This window comes from Nonomuraea sp. NPDC052116 (assembly GCF_040680035.1).
Classification (GTDB): domain Bacteria; phylum Actinomycetota; class Actinomycetes; order Streptosporangiales; family Streptosporangiaceae; genus Nonomuraea; species Nonomuraea angiospora_A.
In genome coordinates this window covers 17981-30357 of the sequence record NZ_JBFAWA010000043.1, presented here as the reverse complement: position 1 = coordinate 30357, position 12377 = coordinate 17981, and the positions used below count along the sequence as shown (strand labels likewise).

Genomic DNA, 12377 nt, shown 5'->3' with positions numbered 1-12377 from the left:
CCCTCCCATGCGGCGTCCGGCGACGGCACAGTGAGTGTCGACGACCGGAAAGGAGCCATTCATGCAGTACCGACGTCTGGGACGCACCGGCGTCTCGGTCAGCAAGCTGTGCCTCGGGGCCATGATGTTCGGCGACTGGGGCACCAAGGATCACGACGAGAGCATCCGGATCATCCACCGTGCCCTGGATGCCGGGATCAACTTCATCGACACCGCCGACATCTACTCCGACGGCGAGTCCGAGATCATCGTGGGCAAGGCCCTCGCCGGCGGCCGGCGCGACGACGTCGTGCTCGCGAGCAAGGCCCACATGCCCATGGGGGAGGACCCCAACCAGCGCGGCAACTCCCGCCGCTGGATCGTCCGCGAGGTCGAGAACTCGCTGCGGCGGCTGGGCACCGACTGGATCGACCTGTACCAGATCCACCGCTACGACACCGAGACGGACATCGACGAGACCCTCGGGGCGCTCACCGACCTGGTCCGGGCCGGCAAGGTCCGCTACGTCGGCCACTCGACCTGGCCGGTCTCGGCGATCGTGGAGGCCCAGTGGACCGCACGCGAGCGCGGCCGGGAGCGGTTCGTGTGCGAGCAGCCGCCGTACTCGATCCTGACCCGCGGGATCGAGGCCGACACGCTGCCGACGCTCGCGCGCTACGGCATGGGCGTGCTTTCGTACAGCCCGCTGGCCGGCGGCTGGCTGACCGGCCGCTACCGCGCCGGCGCGGAGGCGGAGGCGCCGTTCTCCGCGGCTCGCCGGCGCCTGGCCAACCGGTTCGACCTGTCGCTGCCGGAGAACCAGCGCAAGCTGCAGGCCGCCGAACAGCTCGCCGAGCTGGCCGACAAGGCGGGGATGACGCTGGTGGAGCTGGCGATCGCGTTCGTCCTGCGCCATCCGGCCATCACCTCGGCGATCATCGGTCCCCGGACGATGGAGCACCTCGAGTCCCAGTTGCCGGCCGCCGACATCGAGCTGCCCGACGACGTGCTGGACCGCATCGACGAGATCGTGGCGCCCGGGGTGACCATCAACCCCGCCGACAACGGATGGGTCAGCCCGGCGCTCCTGCCCGCGGCGCGGCGCCGGCCCTGATCCGGCGCCGGCGCGCGTCGAGGCCCAGGCGGGGTGAGCGATACTGAGCTGATGGCCATCCTCACCGTTGGCCGGGCGGCCGCGCTCGTCGGGGTCAGCGTGAAGACGCTGCACCACTGGGACACGATCGGCCTCGTACGCCCGAGCGGGCGCACCTGGGCCGGATACCGGGTTTACTCCGACGACGACGTCGCCCGGATCCACAGAGTCCTCGTCTACCGGGAGCTGGGATTCCCGCTCGCCGAGATCGGCCGGGTCCTCGACGATCCGGACGCCGACGCGCGCGACCACCTGCGCCGGCAGCGGTCAGAGCTCGTGGAGCGCATCACCCGGCTGCAGAAGATGGTCAGCGCGGTCGACCGCATGCTGGAGGCGTCGAAGAAGGGGATCCGGTTGACCCCGGAGCAGCAGGTGGAGATCTTCGGCGACGACTGGCAGCCCGCCTGGGTCGAGGAGGCGGAGGACCGCTGGGGTGACACCGTGCAGTGGGCGCAGTACGCCGAGCGGGCCGCCGCGATGACACCGGAGGACTGGAGGGGCATCGCGGCCACGACCGAAGCTCTGAACGCCGACCTCGCCGCCGCGATGCGCGCCGGCGTCGTGCCCGGCTCCGACGACGCCGACGCCCTGGCCGAGCGCCACCGCGCGCTGATCTCGACGTACTTCGACTGCACGCACTCGATGCAGGCGTGCATAGGGCGGATGTACGCCGCCGATCCCGGGTTCGCGGAGCACTTCGACGCGGTCGCGCCGGGCCTGGCCGCCTGGCTGCGCGACGTGATCTTCGCGAACGCGAAGGCGCACGGCGTCGACCCGGAGTCCGCGGTCTGGGAGTGACCTCGCCGCGGCGTCAGCCGCGGGGGCTGTCGGTGGGCGGCTTGATCCGGACCCGCTCCTCGGGGCGGCTGTCGATGTCGTCGAGCTGCTCGCGGATCGTCCTGCGCAGGTCGTCGTAGTCCTCGAAGCGGTAGTCGTTGAACAGCGTGTAGCCGGTCCACATCAGGTTGGCGCACACCTTCGGCGGCACCTGGCCCGTCGCCGCGCCCATGCCGACCAGCGCGACCGACGTGATGCTGCCCGGCTCCTTCTCGTTCTGCATGTGGATGGCCTGGAACGCGGCGGCGCACGCCATGGCCACGTTCAGCGTCTCGCTCACGTCCTGCGCCGACTGCACCATCGTCGGCGTCGAGATCAGGAATTTCGGGTTGGTCGCCCCGGACGGCACGCACACGGCACTGCCCACCGGCAGCGACCCGTCGAACCGGTCGCGGATCGCCCGCTGGACGCGTAGCTGGATCCCGGCCCCGAGATGCCGCTTGATGACCGCGTCCACTCCGCCGTCCATCCGCCCGCGGGAGTTGGTCGGGCTGACCCAGGCGTCGGCCAGCTCCGAGACGATCGAGCCCTTGTGGATCTCGACCTCAGGGGTGTCGGCGAACGCGGCCAGCCACTCTTGCACCACCTTCGCGTTGACGTCCACCAGGACCACCTTGAGCGGCGGCTGCACGGGATCGACGGTCATGGCTCACTCCAGGCGAGGGGGAGGGACGTTTCCAGCGGACACGAACATACAGCTCCACAACGACAAAACCGGATCTTGCCTGAGATGTGTGAATGATCTCCGCGTATGCGAACGCATCACATTCGGGATCTTCACGCGGCACAATGCCTCCACCTCAGTCCCCTGTGCCGCCACCGGCACGCCTCGCCGACCCGGGAGCCCATTGATGCGCGACGCCGACACCCCCACGTCACCTGACGCCAACCCCACGTCGCCCGGACCGGATGACGCGCTGGCCTTGGCCGACCTCTTCAAGGGCGGTGGCGAGCCGTGGCTACCGCTCTTGAAGCCGGTCATCGAGGCACAACCGGCCGCCGCCACCTTCATCGGCCCGAACCGCAGCCCCCAGGTCGTACCCGTCCGCGAACTCACCTTCCAGGCGCTCAAGCCCAACCCGCCGCACAAGTGGAAGGTCGTCGTCTTCGGCCAGAACCCGTACCCGCGGGCCGAGAGCGCCACCGGCATCGCGATGTTCGACAACACCTTCCACGACTGGGCCGACAGCCAGTTCGGCAAGGTCATCACCATCCGCTGCATCATCAAGGCGGCGGCGATGTGGAAGCACGGGATCCCCAAGAAGACGCCGATCGCCAACATCCGCGCGCTGCTGAAGCAGCATGACACCGTGCAGCCGCCCGAGTGGTTCCAGGCGATGCTCACGCAGGGCGTGCTGCTGCTGAACGCGGCGCTCACCGCCAGCGGCGACGGGGCCATGGGGACCGACCAGCACACCGCGTTCTGGCGGCCGGTCGTCGAGAAGCTCGTCGAGGAGATTCTCAGGGCCAAGCAGAACGCCGACGAGGCGGACCGGGGCGTGGTGTTCGCGTGGTGGGGGGCGCACGCGCGCAGCCTGAAGGAGGTCGTACTCCGGCTCCAGAAGAAGTACCCCGAGGTCGAGGTCCGGCACATCGACCACCCCAACCCCGCGGCACAGGGCGACATCTTCTGCGACGGTAACCACTTCGCCGACGTGAACGCGGCACTCGCGGCGCTCGGCGCCGACGAGATCGACTGGCTGCCCAGCAAGGGGTGGAACAAGCTCGCCGCGCAGGGCGGCGGCGGGGCGAACGCGGACACCGCCGACCGGATGGGGGCGTTCATCGCCTCCACGATGGAGCTGCACAAGCTCTATCTGGAACGGCTCGCCAGCGTCAAGGACGAGGGCCTGGAGCTGCCGGCGATCACCGGCGTGTTCGACACCCCGCTCATGGACTTCCGCGAGGCCGTCTCCCCGGTGGTCAAGCTGCTGTCGGGGCTGGACTGGCACACGGAGCAGTCGTACCGGTTCGGCGAGAAGCAGTCGGCCGGTGCTGTGGACGGCCTGTCGGCCGACGAGATCGCGGCCCTCTACCTCTACACCTGCGAGTCGGCGTTCTACCGGCAGATCAACGCCACCCTGCGCAATCCGGACCGGACCCGCATCGTTCCGTACCTCCCTTACCTGCGGCTCCTGTTCTCGGCCGTGTCGCGCCTCCCGGCCCGCAAGGAACCGCTGTGGCGCGGGGTGTCGCTGGACCTGCGGGCGCAGTACCCGCTCGGCCGGACCGTGACGTGGTGGGGCGTGTCCTCGTGCACGTCGGAACTCGGCGTGGCCCAGGCGTTCCTCGGCCGCCGCGGCAAGCGCACCCTCTTCGAGGTGCACCCCGCCCGGGCCGTCGGCATCCGCGGCTTCTCCGCGTTCACCGGCGAGGAGGAGTTCATCCTGGCGCCGGGCACCCAGCTCAAGGTGACCGACGTCAAGGCGGAGCGCGGCGGCCTGTGCACCGTGACGCTCACCGAACTGGCCGAGCAGCACCTGGTGGCCTGAGCGACTCCGACCATCGAGCGCCCGGCACTTCAGCTTTTACGTATGAGAGAGCCACCCGGTGGTCCCGGGTGGCTCGGGGAGCGGATGGACCGGTCAGAACACCGTTTCGGCGTTGGCGGAGCGTACGGTCCACGGCGGCCCGCAGGTGCCGCGTCCGGTGAACCGGTTCCCGGCGAAGATGATCGGGCTGGCGAACTGGTAACCGTCGGAGCAGGTCACCAGGATCCTGATCGCCCCGGTGAACACCGAGCAGTCGATGTCGATGTAGTACGCCGGGATCGGGACGCTCCGGGAGCACGAGTAGGTGGCGGTCAGCGCGGCCCCGCCGTCCTTGCCCTGGGCGTCCTTGAGCGTCGTGGTCGACTGGTCGGTGAACCCGCGTTCGGGCGCCGCGGCGGCCGAACCCGTGTGAAGCGCGACAGAGAACAGCAGCGCCGTGATCGCGGCCAGCACGCCGACGAGCGTTCTTCTCGCATGTACTGCCATGTGATCGAACCTTTCGCTGGATTTCCCTTTCGGCCCGGCCGAGCCTTACCAGTGATACTTTCGCCAAGCCAGGAGCGCCGGTCATCGTCACTTCGGGAGAACCTCCGCCATGGCGCCGGGCCGGCGGTTATCACTAATGTCAAAATGGCGGTCAGATAAAGCCGTGCTCGTTCCACGCGCCGGCCAGCAGCCGGGTGACGGTGGTGCTCAGCACCCGGACGCCGTGCGTCGAGCCCGGCTCGATCCCGACCAGCTCCCGCACCCGCCGCAGCCGATAGTCGAGCGTGCGTGGATGGATGTGCAGCGACTCGGCCGTACGCAGCCGGTTCATGTCGTTGCGGTAGTAGGCGTCCAGCGTGGGCACCAGGTCGGGCCCGTCGCCGAGCCGCCGCGCCGTCTCCCGCAGCCACTGGTCCACCTGCGGCGTCTCCACCGCCCCCAGCTCCGCGAACACGTCGGCCACCCCGTACGGCCGGCGCGGCACCCGCTCGATCGGCGCCACCCGGCTGACCTTCCGCGCCAGCGCGGCCGCCGGGACCAGCGCGCGGCGCCGCCCGTGGGCGGTGCCGACCGAGCACGGCCGCCCCACGACCTCGGCGACCGCCCGTGCCAGCGCCAGCCCGGAGCCCTCGGCCGCCGCCCGGTGCTCCGGCCGCGTCCCGTGGTACGGCACCAGCGCCACGAACTCGTCCGGTTCCTGCCACCCGAACGGCATGCGGTGCCGCTGCAACAGGGTGCCCACGACCTCCTCCCGGCACTGCTCCGGCGGCTCCGTGGCCACCCGCACCACCGTGACCAGATAGTGCTCGGTCACCGGCACTCCGAGGCTCCCGGCCAGCTCGCCGGCCATCGGGTCGTCGTGCAGCACCATGGTGGCCAGCAGATGGACGCGCGAGGCCGTCGGCAGGAACCGCTCGTACCCCCGGAAGTAGCCGCGGGTGTAGACCGCCTGCGCCGCCGCGCTGCTCGCCGACCGACTCGATGAAGGCCAGGTCGCTTTCCAGCAGCGGCTCGCCGGAGGCGGCCAGTTCGGCCGTCCGACGCCGTACGACGACCGCGAACTCCATCATCGACGCCCGCGATCCGGACTCGATCGCCTGGAAACCGGCGATCTCGCCGGCGCAGGCGTCCACCACTCTCCTCGCGTTGTCGTCGGCCCTGCGTTTGAGCATGCCGAAGAGGTCCCCCATGTCGAATTCTCCCCGTGACGTCCGTCTCTTCTGGAACGCGCAGTGCGATATTCGTCGGCGGGGTTGTTTCGTATCAGTGGGCTTTTCCGGCGTTTTCGGTCACCCAGCAGAAACGGGGGTGTGGCCAGGTATGAAAGGAGCATTCCTGGATTTCGGACCGCCGAGGTCGGGTGAAAGTTTCATGGCGACGGCCAGCGGGATCCGGAGCTCAGGATGCGGTCCAGAGTGCGTCGGCCCATCCGGCTCATGGGCGGGTTGGTCTTGAGGTAGTACCAGACGACGCCCATCGCCTGCTGGAAGGCCCATGCTTTGCCTCGCTCCCATTCCAGGTCGTCGCACCCGAGGCCCAGGCGGAGCACCTGCCGCGGCCCGGCCTCGAGCAGATGCCAGGCACTCACAAGGTCCAGAGCGGGGTCGGCCGGTCCGAAGCCGCCGACGTCGAGCACCCCGGCCAGCCGACCGGCGGACACGAGCACGTTGCCCGGAATGAGATCACTGTGGGTCATCACGTCGGCGTCCTTGCGCGGCAGGCTCCGAAGGTCCTGCCACAGCCGGCGAAGCCGGGGGACGTCGAGGAGTTGTTCGCTCTGCTCGAAACAGGTCTCCATCCAGCCGTCATGGGCTTGAAGGTCGCCTCCCCGGCCCTGGCCGGCGAACGTGCGGCCACGCGTGTCGATCGCGCGCAGGTCATTGATGAGATCGGCCAGGTCGTGGGCGAACGCGACCGATTCGCCCGGGTCCTCATGGGTGGCCACGTCGCCGGGCAGCCAGGTCTGCACCGACCACGGGAGGGGGTATCCCGCGCCGGGCTCACCGAGCGCGACGGGCTCGGGCGTGGGAAACCGCGTGCGACCTGCCAGCTCCCGGGCGGCTTCCGCTTCGGACTCCAGCCAGCCTCGAATCGCGTCGACGTGCCCGTCCTGCAGAGGGAACCGAGCCGCGAAGCGGTCGCCGATGCGAAAGATGGCGTTGACCGTCCCGTGGGCCGCGATGCCGGTGATCGGCAGGCTCCGCCACTCGGGGAACTGCTCATCCACCAAGGCGCGTACTGTCTCCGGTGACACCGTCAGCTGGTTGGCGTGCATATCCACGCCGGAAGCGTTCCGCGTCGCGGCCCTCGCCCGCAACGGTTTTTCGGCCGCCACGGGTGGGCGAACGCGTCGTACGAACTGGGCATGGAGACGGAGGGTGGCCTGGTCGGACTACTGAGCGGTAGGCGCGGTGTTCGTGTCAGTGGCCGCGTCAGCACAGCAACGGCCCGGTATCAGGCCGGTCGGCGATGGTAAATGCCATGAACGGTTCAGCCATTACGGCCTCGGGGCTGCGAAAGGCGTACAAAGACAAGGTCGTGCTCGACGGCGTCGACCTGAATGTCCGCAGCGGCACGATCTTCGCCCTGCTCGGACCCAACGGTGCCGGGAAGACCACGACGGTGAACGTGCTGACCACGCTGCTGACCCCCGACGCCGGCAAGGTGGTCGTCGCCGGGCACGACGTGGTCACGGAGACCAAGGCGGTGCGGGCGGCGATCGGGGTCACCGGGCAGTTCGCCTCGGTGGACGACCTGCTCACCGGCGAGGAGAACCTGCTGCTGATGGCGGACCTCCTGCACCTGCCCAAGGGAAAACGAATCGCCGGCCGGCTGCTCGACCGGTTCGACCTGGTCGAAGCGGCGAGCAAGCCGGCGGCGTCCTACTCCGGCGGCATGCGCCGCAAGCTGGACCTCGCCATGACGCTGGTCGGCAACCCGCAGATCATCTTCCTGGACGAGCCCACGACGGGACTCGATCCGCGCAGCCGCCGCACCATGTGGGAGATCATCCAGGAACTGGTCGCCGACGGCACGACCATCTTCCTCACCACCCAGTACCTCGAGGAGGCCGATCAGCTCGCCGACCGTATCGCCGTACTCGACAAGGGTCGGCTGGTCGCCGAGGGCACCGCCGACGAGCTCAAGCGCCAGGTGCCCGGCAGCCATGTCCGGCTGCGGTTCACCGGCCGGCACGCGCTCGACGCCGCGGCGCAGGTCCTGCACGCGTCCACAAGGGACGACGAAGAGCTGACCTTGCGGGTACCCGGCGACGGCGGGGTGAGGTCATTGCGCGCGCTGCTCGATCGGCTCGACGCGCATTCCATAGAAGTCGAGGAATTGTCGGTGCATACCCCGGACCTGGACGACGTCTTCCTCGCCCTCACCGGTCACGGGAACAAGGAGGCCAGCGCACGATGAACGTCATCTCGGATTCCGCGACCATGCTGCGGCGCAACTTCCGCCACACGATCAGAAATCCCCTGACGCTGTTCAACGGCATCGTCATGCCGATCGTTCTGATGTTCCTGATGGTCTACGTGCTCGGCGACGGGTTCAGCGTCGGCGTCAACTATGCCGATTACGCGACGCCGGGGTTGATCCTGACGACCATCTGCTACGGCATCAGCCCCACCGCGATCGCGGTGAGTTCCGATATGACGAGCGGATTCATCAACCGGCTCCGTGTGATGAGCGTGTCCCGGGCCGCGGTGCTGAACGCGCACGTGATCGGGACCATGCTACGGAGCCTGTTGGCCATCGCGCTGGTCACCGGGGTCGCGTTGCTGATGGGATTCCGGCCGTCGGCGAGTTTCTCGCAGTGGCTCGGCGTGATCGGCATCGTCGTGCTGACGGTACTGGCGATCGGCTGGTTGACCGTCGCGTGCGGTCTCGCCGCGAAGTCGCCGGAAAGCGCGGGCCTCGCCGGCGTCCCACTGATGATCCTTCCCTTCTTGAGCAGCGCATTCGTGCCGGCCGACAAGATGGGGCCGGGGGCACGGCAATTCGCCGAGTACCAGCCGTTCACCTCGATCATCGAAACCCTGCGCGGGCTGCTGACCGGCGCGCCGTCGACGGGCTCGGCCATCACGGCGATCGCCTGGTGCGTGGGGATCATGTTGATCGGCTACTTCTGGGCGCGCGCGTCGTTCACGAAGCGAGCGTGATCTCGGCCAGCTCGCGCCAGTCCCTCCGCGCACCGTCATGGGTCGCCTCGGTGAACAGGGTTTCGCCGAGGCGATTCCGCGTGTCCGCGGCGATCCTGGCAGCGTCCGGCAACGAACGATCCGGCGTACCGCGCACGCTGTCGCTCGCCCCGAGCAGTCGCGCGGCCTGCTCGTACTGTCCCTGGCGCAGCGCGAGATCCGCGATCCCGATCAACACCTCGGCGACCGCCGGGAGATACGCATGCTCCACAGTCTTGCGGAACGCGTCGGTCCGATGCGCGCGGGCCGTCTCGAGATCCTCGGTGAGGTAGCCGTACAGGTCCATGGTCTTGGCAAGGATGGAGCCGACCCTGTCCGAGTCGCCCAGCACCGCCCGCACCGTGGCCAGGTGCTCGCGTGCCTGTTCCGGCTCGCCGCGCCAGCGCGCCAGCACCGCCTTCGACAGCGCCAGCTCGGCAAGCGCGTCCGGCCACGCGATCCCGCCCGCGCACCGCTGCGCTTCTGCCATGGCGGACGTGCTGGATCGCTCATCGCCGAGCAGCCAGTACAGCTGAGCCTGCCGTGCCCGCAGGCCGATCACGTCCTCGGTCGCGCCTATCTCGGTCATCGCCACGGCCGCCTCTTCGTAGTGCTCACACGCGCGCGTGAACTCGCCGCGCATGGCGAGCCGTTCGGCCAGGAAGGTCAGCGCCAACGAGATCCCCCACCGGTCACCCAGCGTGCGGAACTCGGCAAGGGCGATCTTGGCGTCCACGTCCACGTCGGTCTCGTCGCCGCCGAGCGTGAGCCGGAACCGGCCACGCGTGAGCCTGGCCTGCGCGCGCACCCATGGATCATCGTCGGTGATGAGCGGCTCCAACGCGGGCAGGAAGTCCGTCGGACCCTCCAGAATCCGCTCCAGCAGCCCGACGAACCCGAGCAGCGGGTGGTGATACCCGCTGCGCTGGGACAACCGGTACGCCTCCTGGATCCACTCCTGCGCCTTGTACTGATCGCCGCCGACCCCGGAGCTCACGAAGATGGTCACGATCAGGCACGCCAACGCCCGCACCTCATCGGACACCTCACCGGGCAGCGAGACCGCCGCGATGCTCAACTCGGCGCCCTCGACCCGGTGCCTGCTGAAGTAGTACCAGCCCGCGGCCCCGACCAGCCGCGTCGCCTCCTTGGCCCATCCCTCGGCGATCGCTCCGCGCAGGGCCGCGCTGATGTTGTCGTGCTCGGGCTCGAGCGTGGACAGCCATTCCAGTTGCTCGGCCCGGCGCAGGTGCTGATCGGCCGTCTCGGTCAGCTCGGTGAAGTACGCAAGGTGCGCCCGGCGCGCCTGCTCGGTCTCCCCGGCTTCGGCGAGCCGGTGCGCCGCGTACTCCCTGATGGTGTTGAGCATCCGGTAGCGCGGCGTGTCCTCGCCGTCGGCGAGCAGCAGCGACTTCTCCATCAACGCGGTGAGCACGTCGAACACCTGCTCCCCGGCGGACGCCTCGCCCCCGCACACCCGTTCGGCCGCCTCCAGGCTCGCCCCGCCGGAGAACACCGACAGTCGCCGCAGCACGCCACGTTCGGCCTCGGTCAACAGGTCCCAGCTGTAGTCCACGACCGCGCGCAGCGTCTTGTGCCGGGAAAGCGCCGTACGGCTGCCGCCGGTCAACAGACGAAAACGGTCGTCGAGCCCGCGTGCCAGCTGATCGACGGACATGGTGCGCAGCCGTGCCGCGGCCAGCTCGATCGCCAGCGGCATCCCGTCGAGCGCCCGGCAGATCCGCGCCATGGTCGCCAAGGTGTGCGCGTCGGAGCCGACGTCCTTGCGCACCAGACCCGCGCGGTCCCGCAGCAGCCGCACCGCGGACGAGGACGCGACCTCGGAGGGGTCGGCTCCCTCGGCGGGCAGCGCGAGTGGCTCGACCCCCCACAGCACTTCCCCGAAGATACCGAGCGGTTCCCTGCTCGTGGCCAGGATCCGCAGCCTGCGGCACTCTCCCAGGAGCCGATCCGCGAAGGCCGCGGCCGCCTCGATCACGTGCTCGCAGTTGTCCAGGATCAGCAGGATCGTGCGCTCCCGGACCGCGGTGATGAGCCGATCCATCGGGTCCCCGGCCCGCGCGCCGCCGAGCAATGCCTGGTCACGCAGGCCGATCGCGGTGAGAACGGCCTGCGCCAGCTCACCGCCTGCCCCCACCGAGGCCAGTTCGACCAGCCACGCCCCGTCCGGCAGCTCGGCGAGCATCGTTCGCGCGGTCTCCGTGGCCAGCCTGGTCTTGCCCGAGCCGCCCGCCCCCGTCAAGGTGACCAGCCGGTGCTTGACGGCCAGTTCGGCGACCGCGGAGATGTCGTCATCCTTGTCGACGAAGCTCGTCAGCTCGGCGCGCAGGTTCGTCCTGTGGTTCTCCGTCCGCCGGCCCAGCTCGCCACGGAGCAACGCGGTGTGCAGCGCGGAGAGCTCGGCCGACGGATCGGCGCCCAGCTCCTCGGCGAGCCGCTCGCGCGTCCGCTGGTACAGGGTCAACGCCTCGTTCTCACGTCCCGCCTCGGCGAGCGCTCGCATCAAGGCCGCCACGAACCCCTCCCGCAGCGGGTACGTGGCAACCAGGTCGGTCAGCTCGGAGACCAACTCCGAGCCGTGGCCGAGGCGGATGTCGGCATCCACCCGATCCCCGAGCGCGGCGACGTAGAGCTCGTTCAGACGCGCGACCGCGGAGTCGAACGCGTCGCTGCCTTGCAGCGCGATGTCCGCCATGGCCGTACCACGCCACAATGCCAAGGCCGGGCGCAGCAGATCCGCCCGCGCCGCAGGCTCGGCGGCACGGGCCTGACCGACCAACTGCTCGAACCGGGACACGTCCACGGCATCAGCAGCCAGGGCCAGCCGGTACCCGCCGGAATCCGCCTCGATCACACCGGCCGGCAACACCCTGCGCAGCCTGGACACCAGCGCCTGCAAGGCGTTCACTTCGTCCGCGGGCGGCTCTTCCCCCCAGATCCAGTCCACCAGCCTCGCCCGTGTGACGATCCGGCCGGGTTCGAGGGCGAGCGCCGCCAGCAGTGCGCGCAGCCGAATCCCGGGAACCTCTACTACGGCCCCGTCATGGTTCCGGACCTCGAACGGTCCGAGCAATCCGACTCGCATATCGGTAATTGTGCCGAACCGTGGCGACGACTACCGCCACCGCATGCAATCCAAAGGCGTTGTCGCAGGTCAGGCGAACGTATTGGGTCTTCGGCGGTCCCTGCGGCAGCGGCGGATGATGGCGGCCTGAGCCGCCGGCA

At 69.4% G+C, this 12377-nt stretch carries 10 protein-coding genes; 5 read left to right on the top strand and 5 right to left on the bottom strand.

The genetic code is table 11. The features are described 5' to 3' along the window. Positions 1-61 precede the first annotated feature (61 nt). Together AB0L65_RS52545 and AB0L65_RS52540 are read left to right on the top strand one after the other, a co-directional pair. Complete coding sequence (locus tag AB0L65_RS52545) at positions 62-1093, top strand: aldo/keto reductase (protein ID WP_364263119.1); 1032 nt, start codon at positions 62-64, stop codon at positions 1091-1093. 51 nt (positions 1094-1144) lie between these two features. Beyond that, on the top strand, positions 1145-1930 hold the full coding sequence (locus tag AB0L65_RS52540; RefSeq protein WP_364263116.1) for a MerR family transcriptional regulator: 786 nt from the start codon (positions 1145-1147) through the stop codon (positions 1928-1930). A 13-nt stretch (positions 1931-1943) separates the two neighbouring features. On the opposite strand, the gene AB0L65_RS52535 is transcribed toward AB0L65_RS52540, so the two are convergent. After that, entirely contained in the window at positions 1944-2615 is a 672-nt protein-coding gene (locus tag AB0L65_RS52535; RefSeq protein WP_364263113.1) for a macro domain-containing protein, read from the bottom strand. A gap of 205 nt (positions 2616-2820) precedes the next feature. Between AB0L65_RS52535 and AB0L65_RS52530 the strand changes: the two genes are divergently transcribed. After that, positions 2821-4461, top strand: a complete 1641-nt coding sequence (locus tag AB0L65_RS52530; protein WP_364263111.1) for an ADP-ribosyltransferase domain-containing protein — start codon at positions 2821-2823, stop codon at positions 4459-4461. Positions 4462-4554: 93 nt separating this feature from the next. On the opposite strand, the gene AB0L65_RS52525 is transcribed toward AB0L65_RS52530, so the two are convergent. The 3 genes from AB0L65_RS52525 to AB0L65_RS52515 form a co-directional block, all read right to left on the bottom strand. Continuing rightward, a complete protein-coding gene (locus tag AB0L65_RS52525) occupies positions 4555-4947 on the bottom strand; it encodes a hypothetical protein (RefSeq protein ID WP_364263108.1) in 393 nt (130 codons plus the stop codon). 151 nt (positions 4948-5098) lie between these two features. After that, positions 5099-5818 (bottom strand): helix-turn-helix domain-containing protein, encoded by a 720-nt coding sequence (locus AB0L65_RS52520; RefSeq protein ID WP_364263105.1) that lies wholly within the window; start codon positions 5816-5818, stop codon positions 5099-5101. A 498-nt stretch (positions 5819-6316) separates the two neighbouring features. Then, positions 6317-7222, bottom strand: a complete 906-nt coding sequence (locus AB0L65_RS52515) for an aminoglycoside phosphotransferase family protein (RefSeq protein ID WP_364263333.1) — start codon at positions 7220-7222, stop codon at positions 6317-6319. Between the two features lie 206 nt (positions 7223-7428). Here AB0L65_RS52515 and AB0L65_RS52510 point away from each other — a divergent pair, with 206 nt between their 5' ends. Both AB0L65_RS52510 and AB0L65_RS52505 read left to right on the top strand, forming a co-directional pair. Continuing rightward, entirely contained in the window at positions 7429-8367 is a 939-nt protein-coding gene (locus AB0L65_RS52510) for an ATP-binding cassette domain-containing protein (RefSeq protein ID WP_364263102.1), read from the top strand. Beyond that, a complete protein-coding gene (locus tag AB0L65_RS52505) occupies positions 8364-9113 on the top strand; it encodes an ABC transporter permease (protein ID WP_364263099.1) in 750 nt (249 codons plus the stop codon). Before AB0L65_RS52510 ends, AB0L65_RS52505 begins: the two co-directional genes overlap by 4 nt. Here the strand turns inward: AB0L65_RS52505 and AB0L65_RS52500 are convergent. After that, on the bottom strand, positions 9097-12237 hold the full coding sequence (locus AB0L65_RS52500; protein ID WP_364263096.1) for a BTAD domain-containing putative transcriptional regulator: 3141 nt from the start codon (positions 12235-12237) through the stop codon (positions 9097-9099). The two genes, AB0L65_RS52505 and AB0L65_RS52500, sit on opposite strands and share 17 nt — an antisense overlap. Positions 12238-12377: the final 140 nt, after the last annotated feature.

Bases quoted from the DNA above. Each gene is read 5' to 3' on its own strand.
- AB0L65_RS52540 (WP_364263116.1), top strand. From the start codon at position 1,145: ATGGCCATCCTCACCGTTGGCCGGGCGGCCGCGCTCGTCGGGGTCAGC.
- AB0L65_RS52545 (WP_364263119.1), top strand. From the start codon at position 62: ATGCAGTACCGACGTCTGGGACGCACCGGCGTCTCGGTCAGCAAGCTG.
- AB0L65_RS52535 (WP_364263113.1), bottom strand. From the start codon at position 2,615: ATGACCGTCGATCCCGTGCAGCCGCCGCTCAAGGTGGTCCTGGTGGAC.
- AB0L65_RS52515 (WP_364263333.1), bottom strand. From the start codon at position 7,222: ATGCACGCCAACCAGCTGACGGTGTCACCGGAGACAGTACGCGCCTTG.
- AB0L65_RS52500 (WP_364263096.1), bottom strand. From the start codon at position 12,237: ATGCGAGTCGGATTGCTCGGACCGTTCGAGGTCCGGAACCATGACGGG.
- AB0L65_RS52505 (WP_364263099.1), top strand. From the start codon at position 8,364: ATGAACGTCATCTCGGATTCCGCGACCATGCTGCGGCGCAACTTCCGC.
- AB0L65_RS52510 (WP_364263102.1), top strand. From the start codon at position 7,429: ATGAACGGTTCAGCCATTACGGCCTCGGGGCTGCGAAAGGCGTACAAA.
- AB0L65_RS52530 (WP_364263111.1), top strand. From the start codon at position 2,821: ATGCGCGACGCCGACACCCCCACGTCACCTGACGCCAACCCCACGTCG.
- AB0L65_RS52520 (WP_364263105.1), bottom strand. From the start codon at position 5,818: ATGGTGCTGCACGACGACCCGATGGCCGGCGAGCTGGCCGGGAGCCTC.
- AB0L65_RS52525 (WP_364263108.1), bottom strand. From the start codon at position 4,947: ATGGCAGTACATGCGAGAAGAACGCTCGTCGGCGTGCTGGCCGCGATC.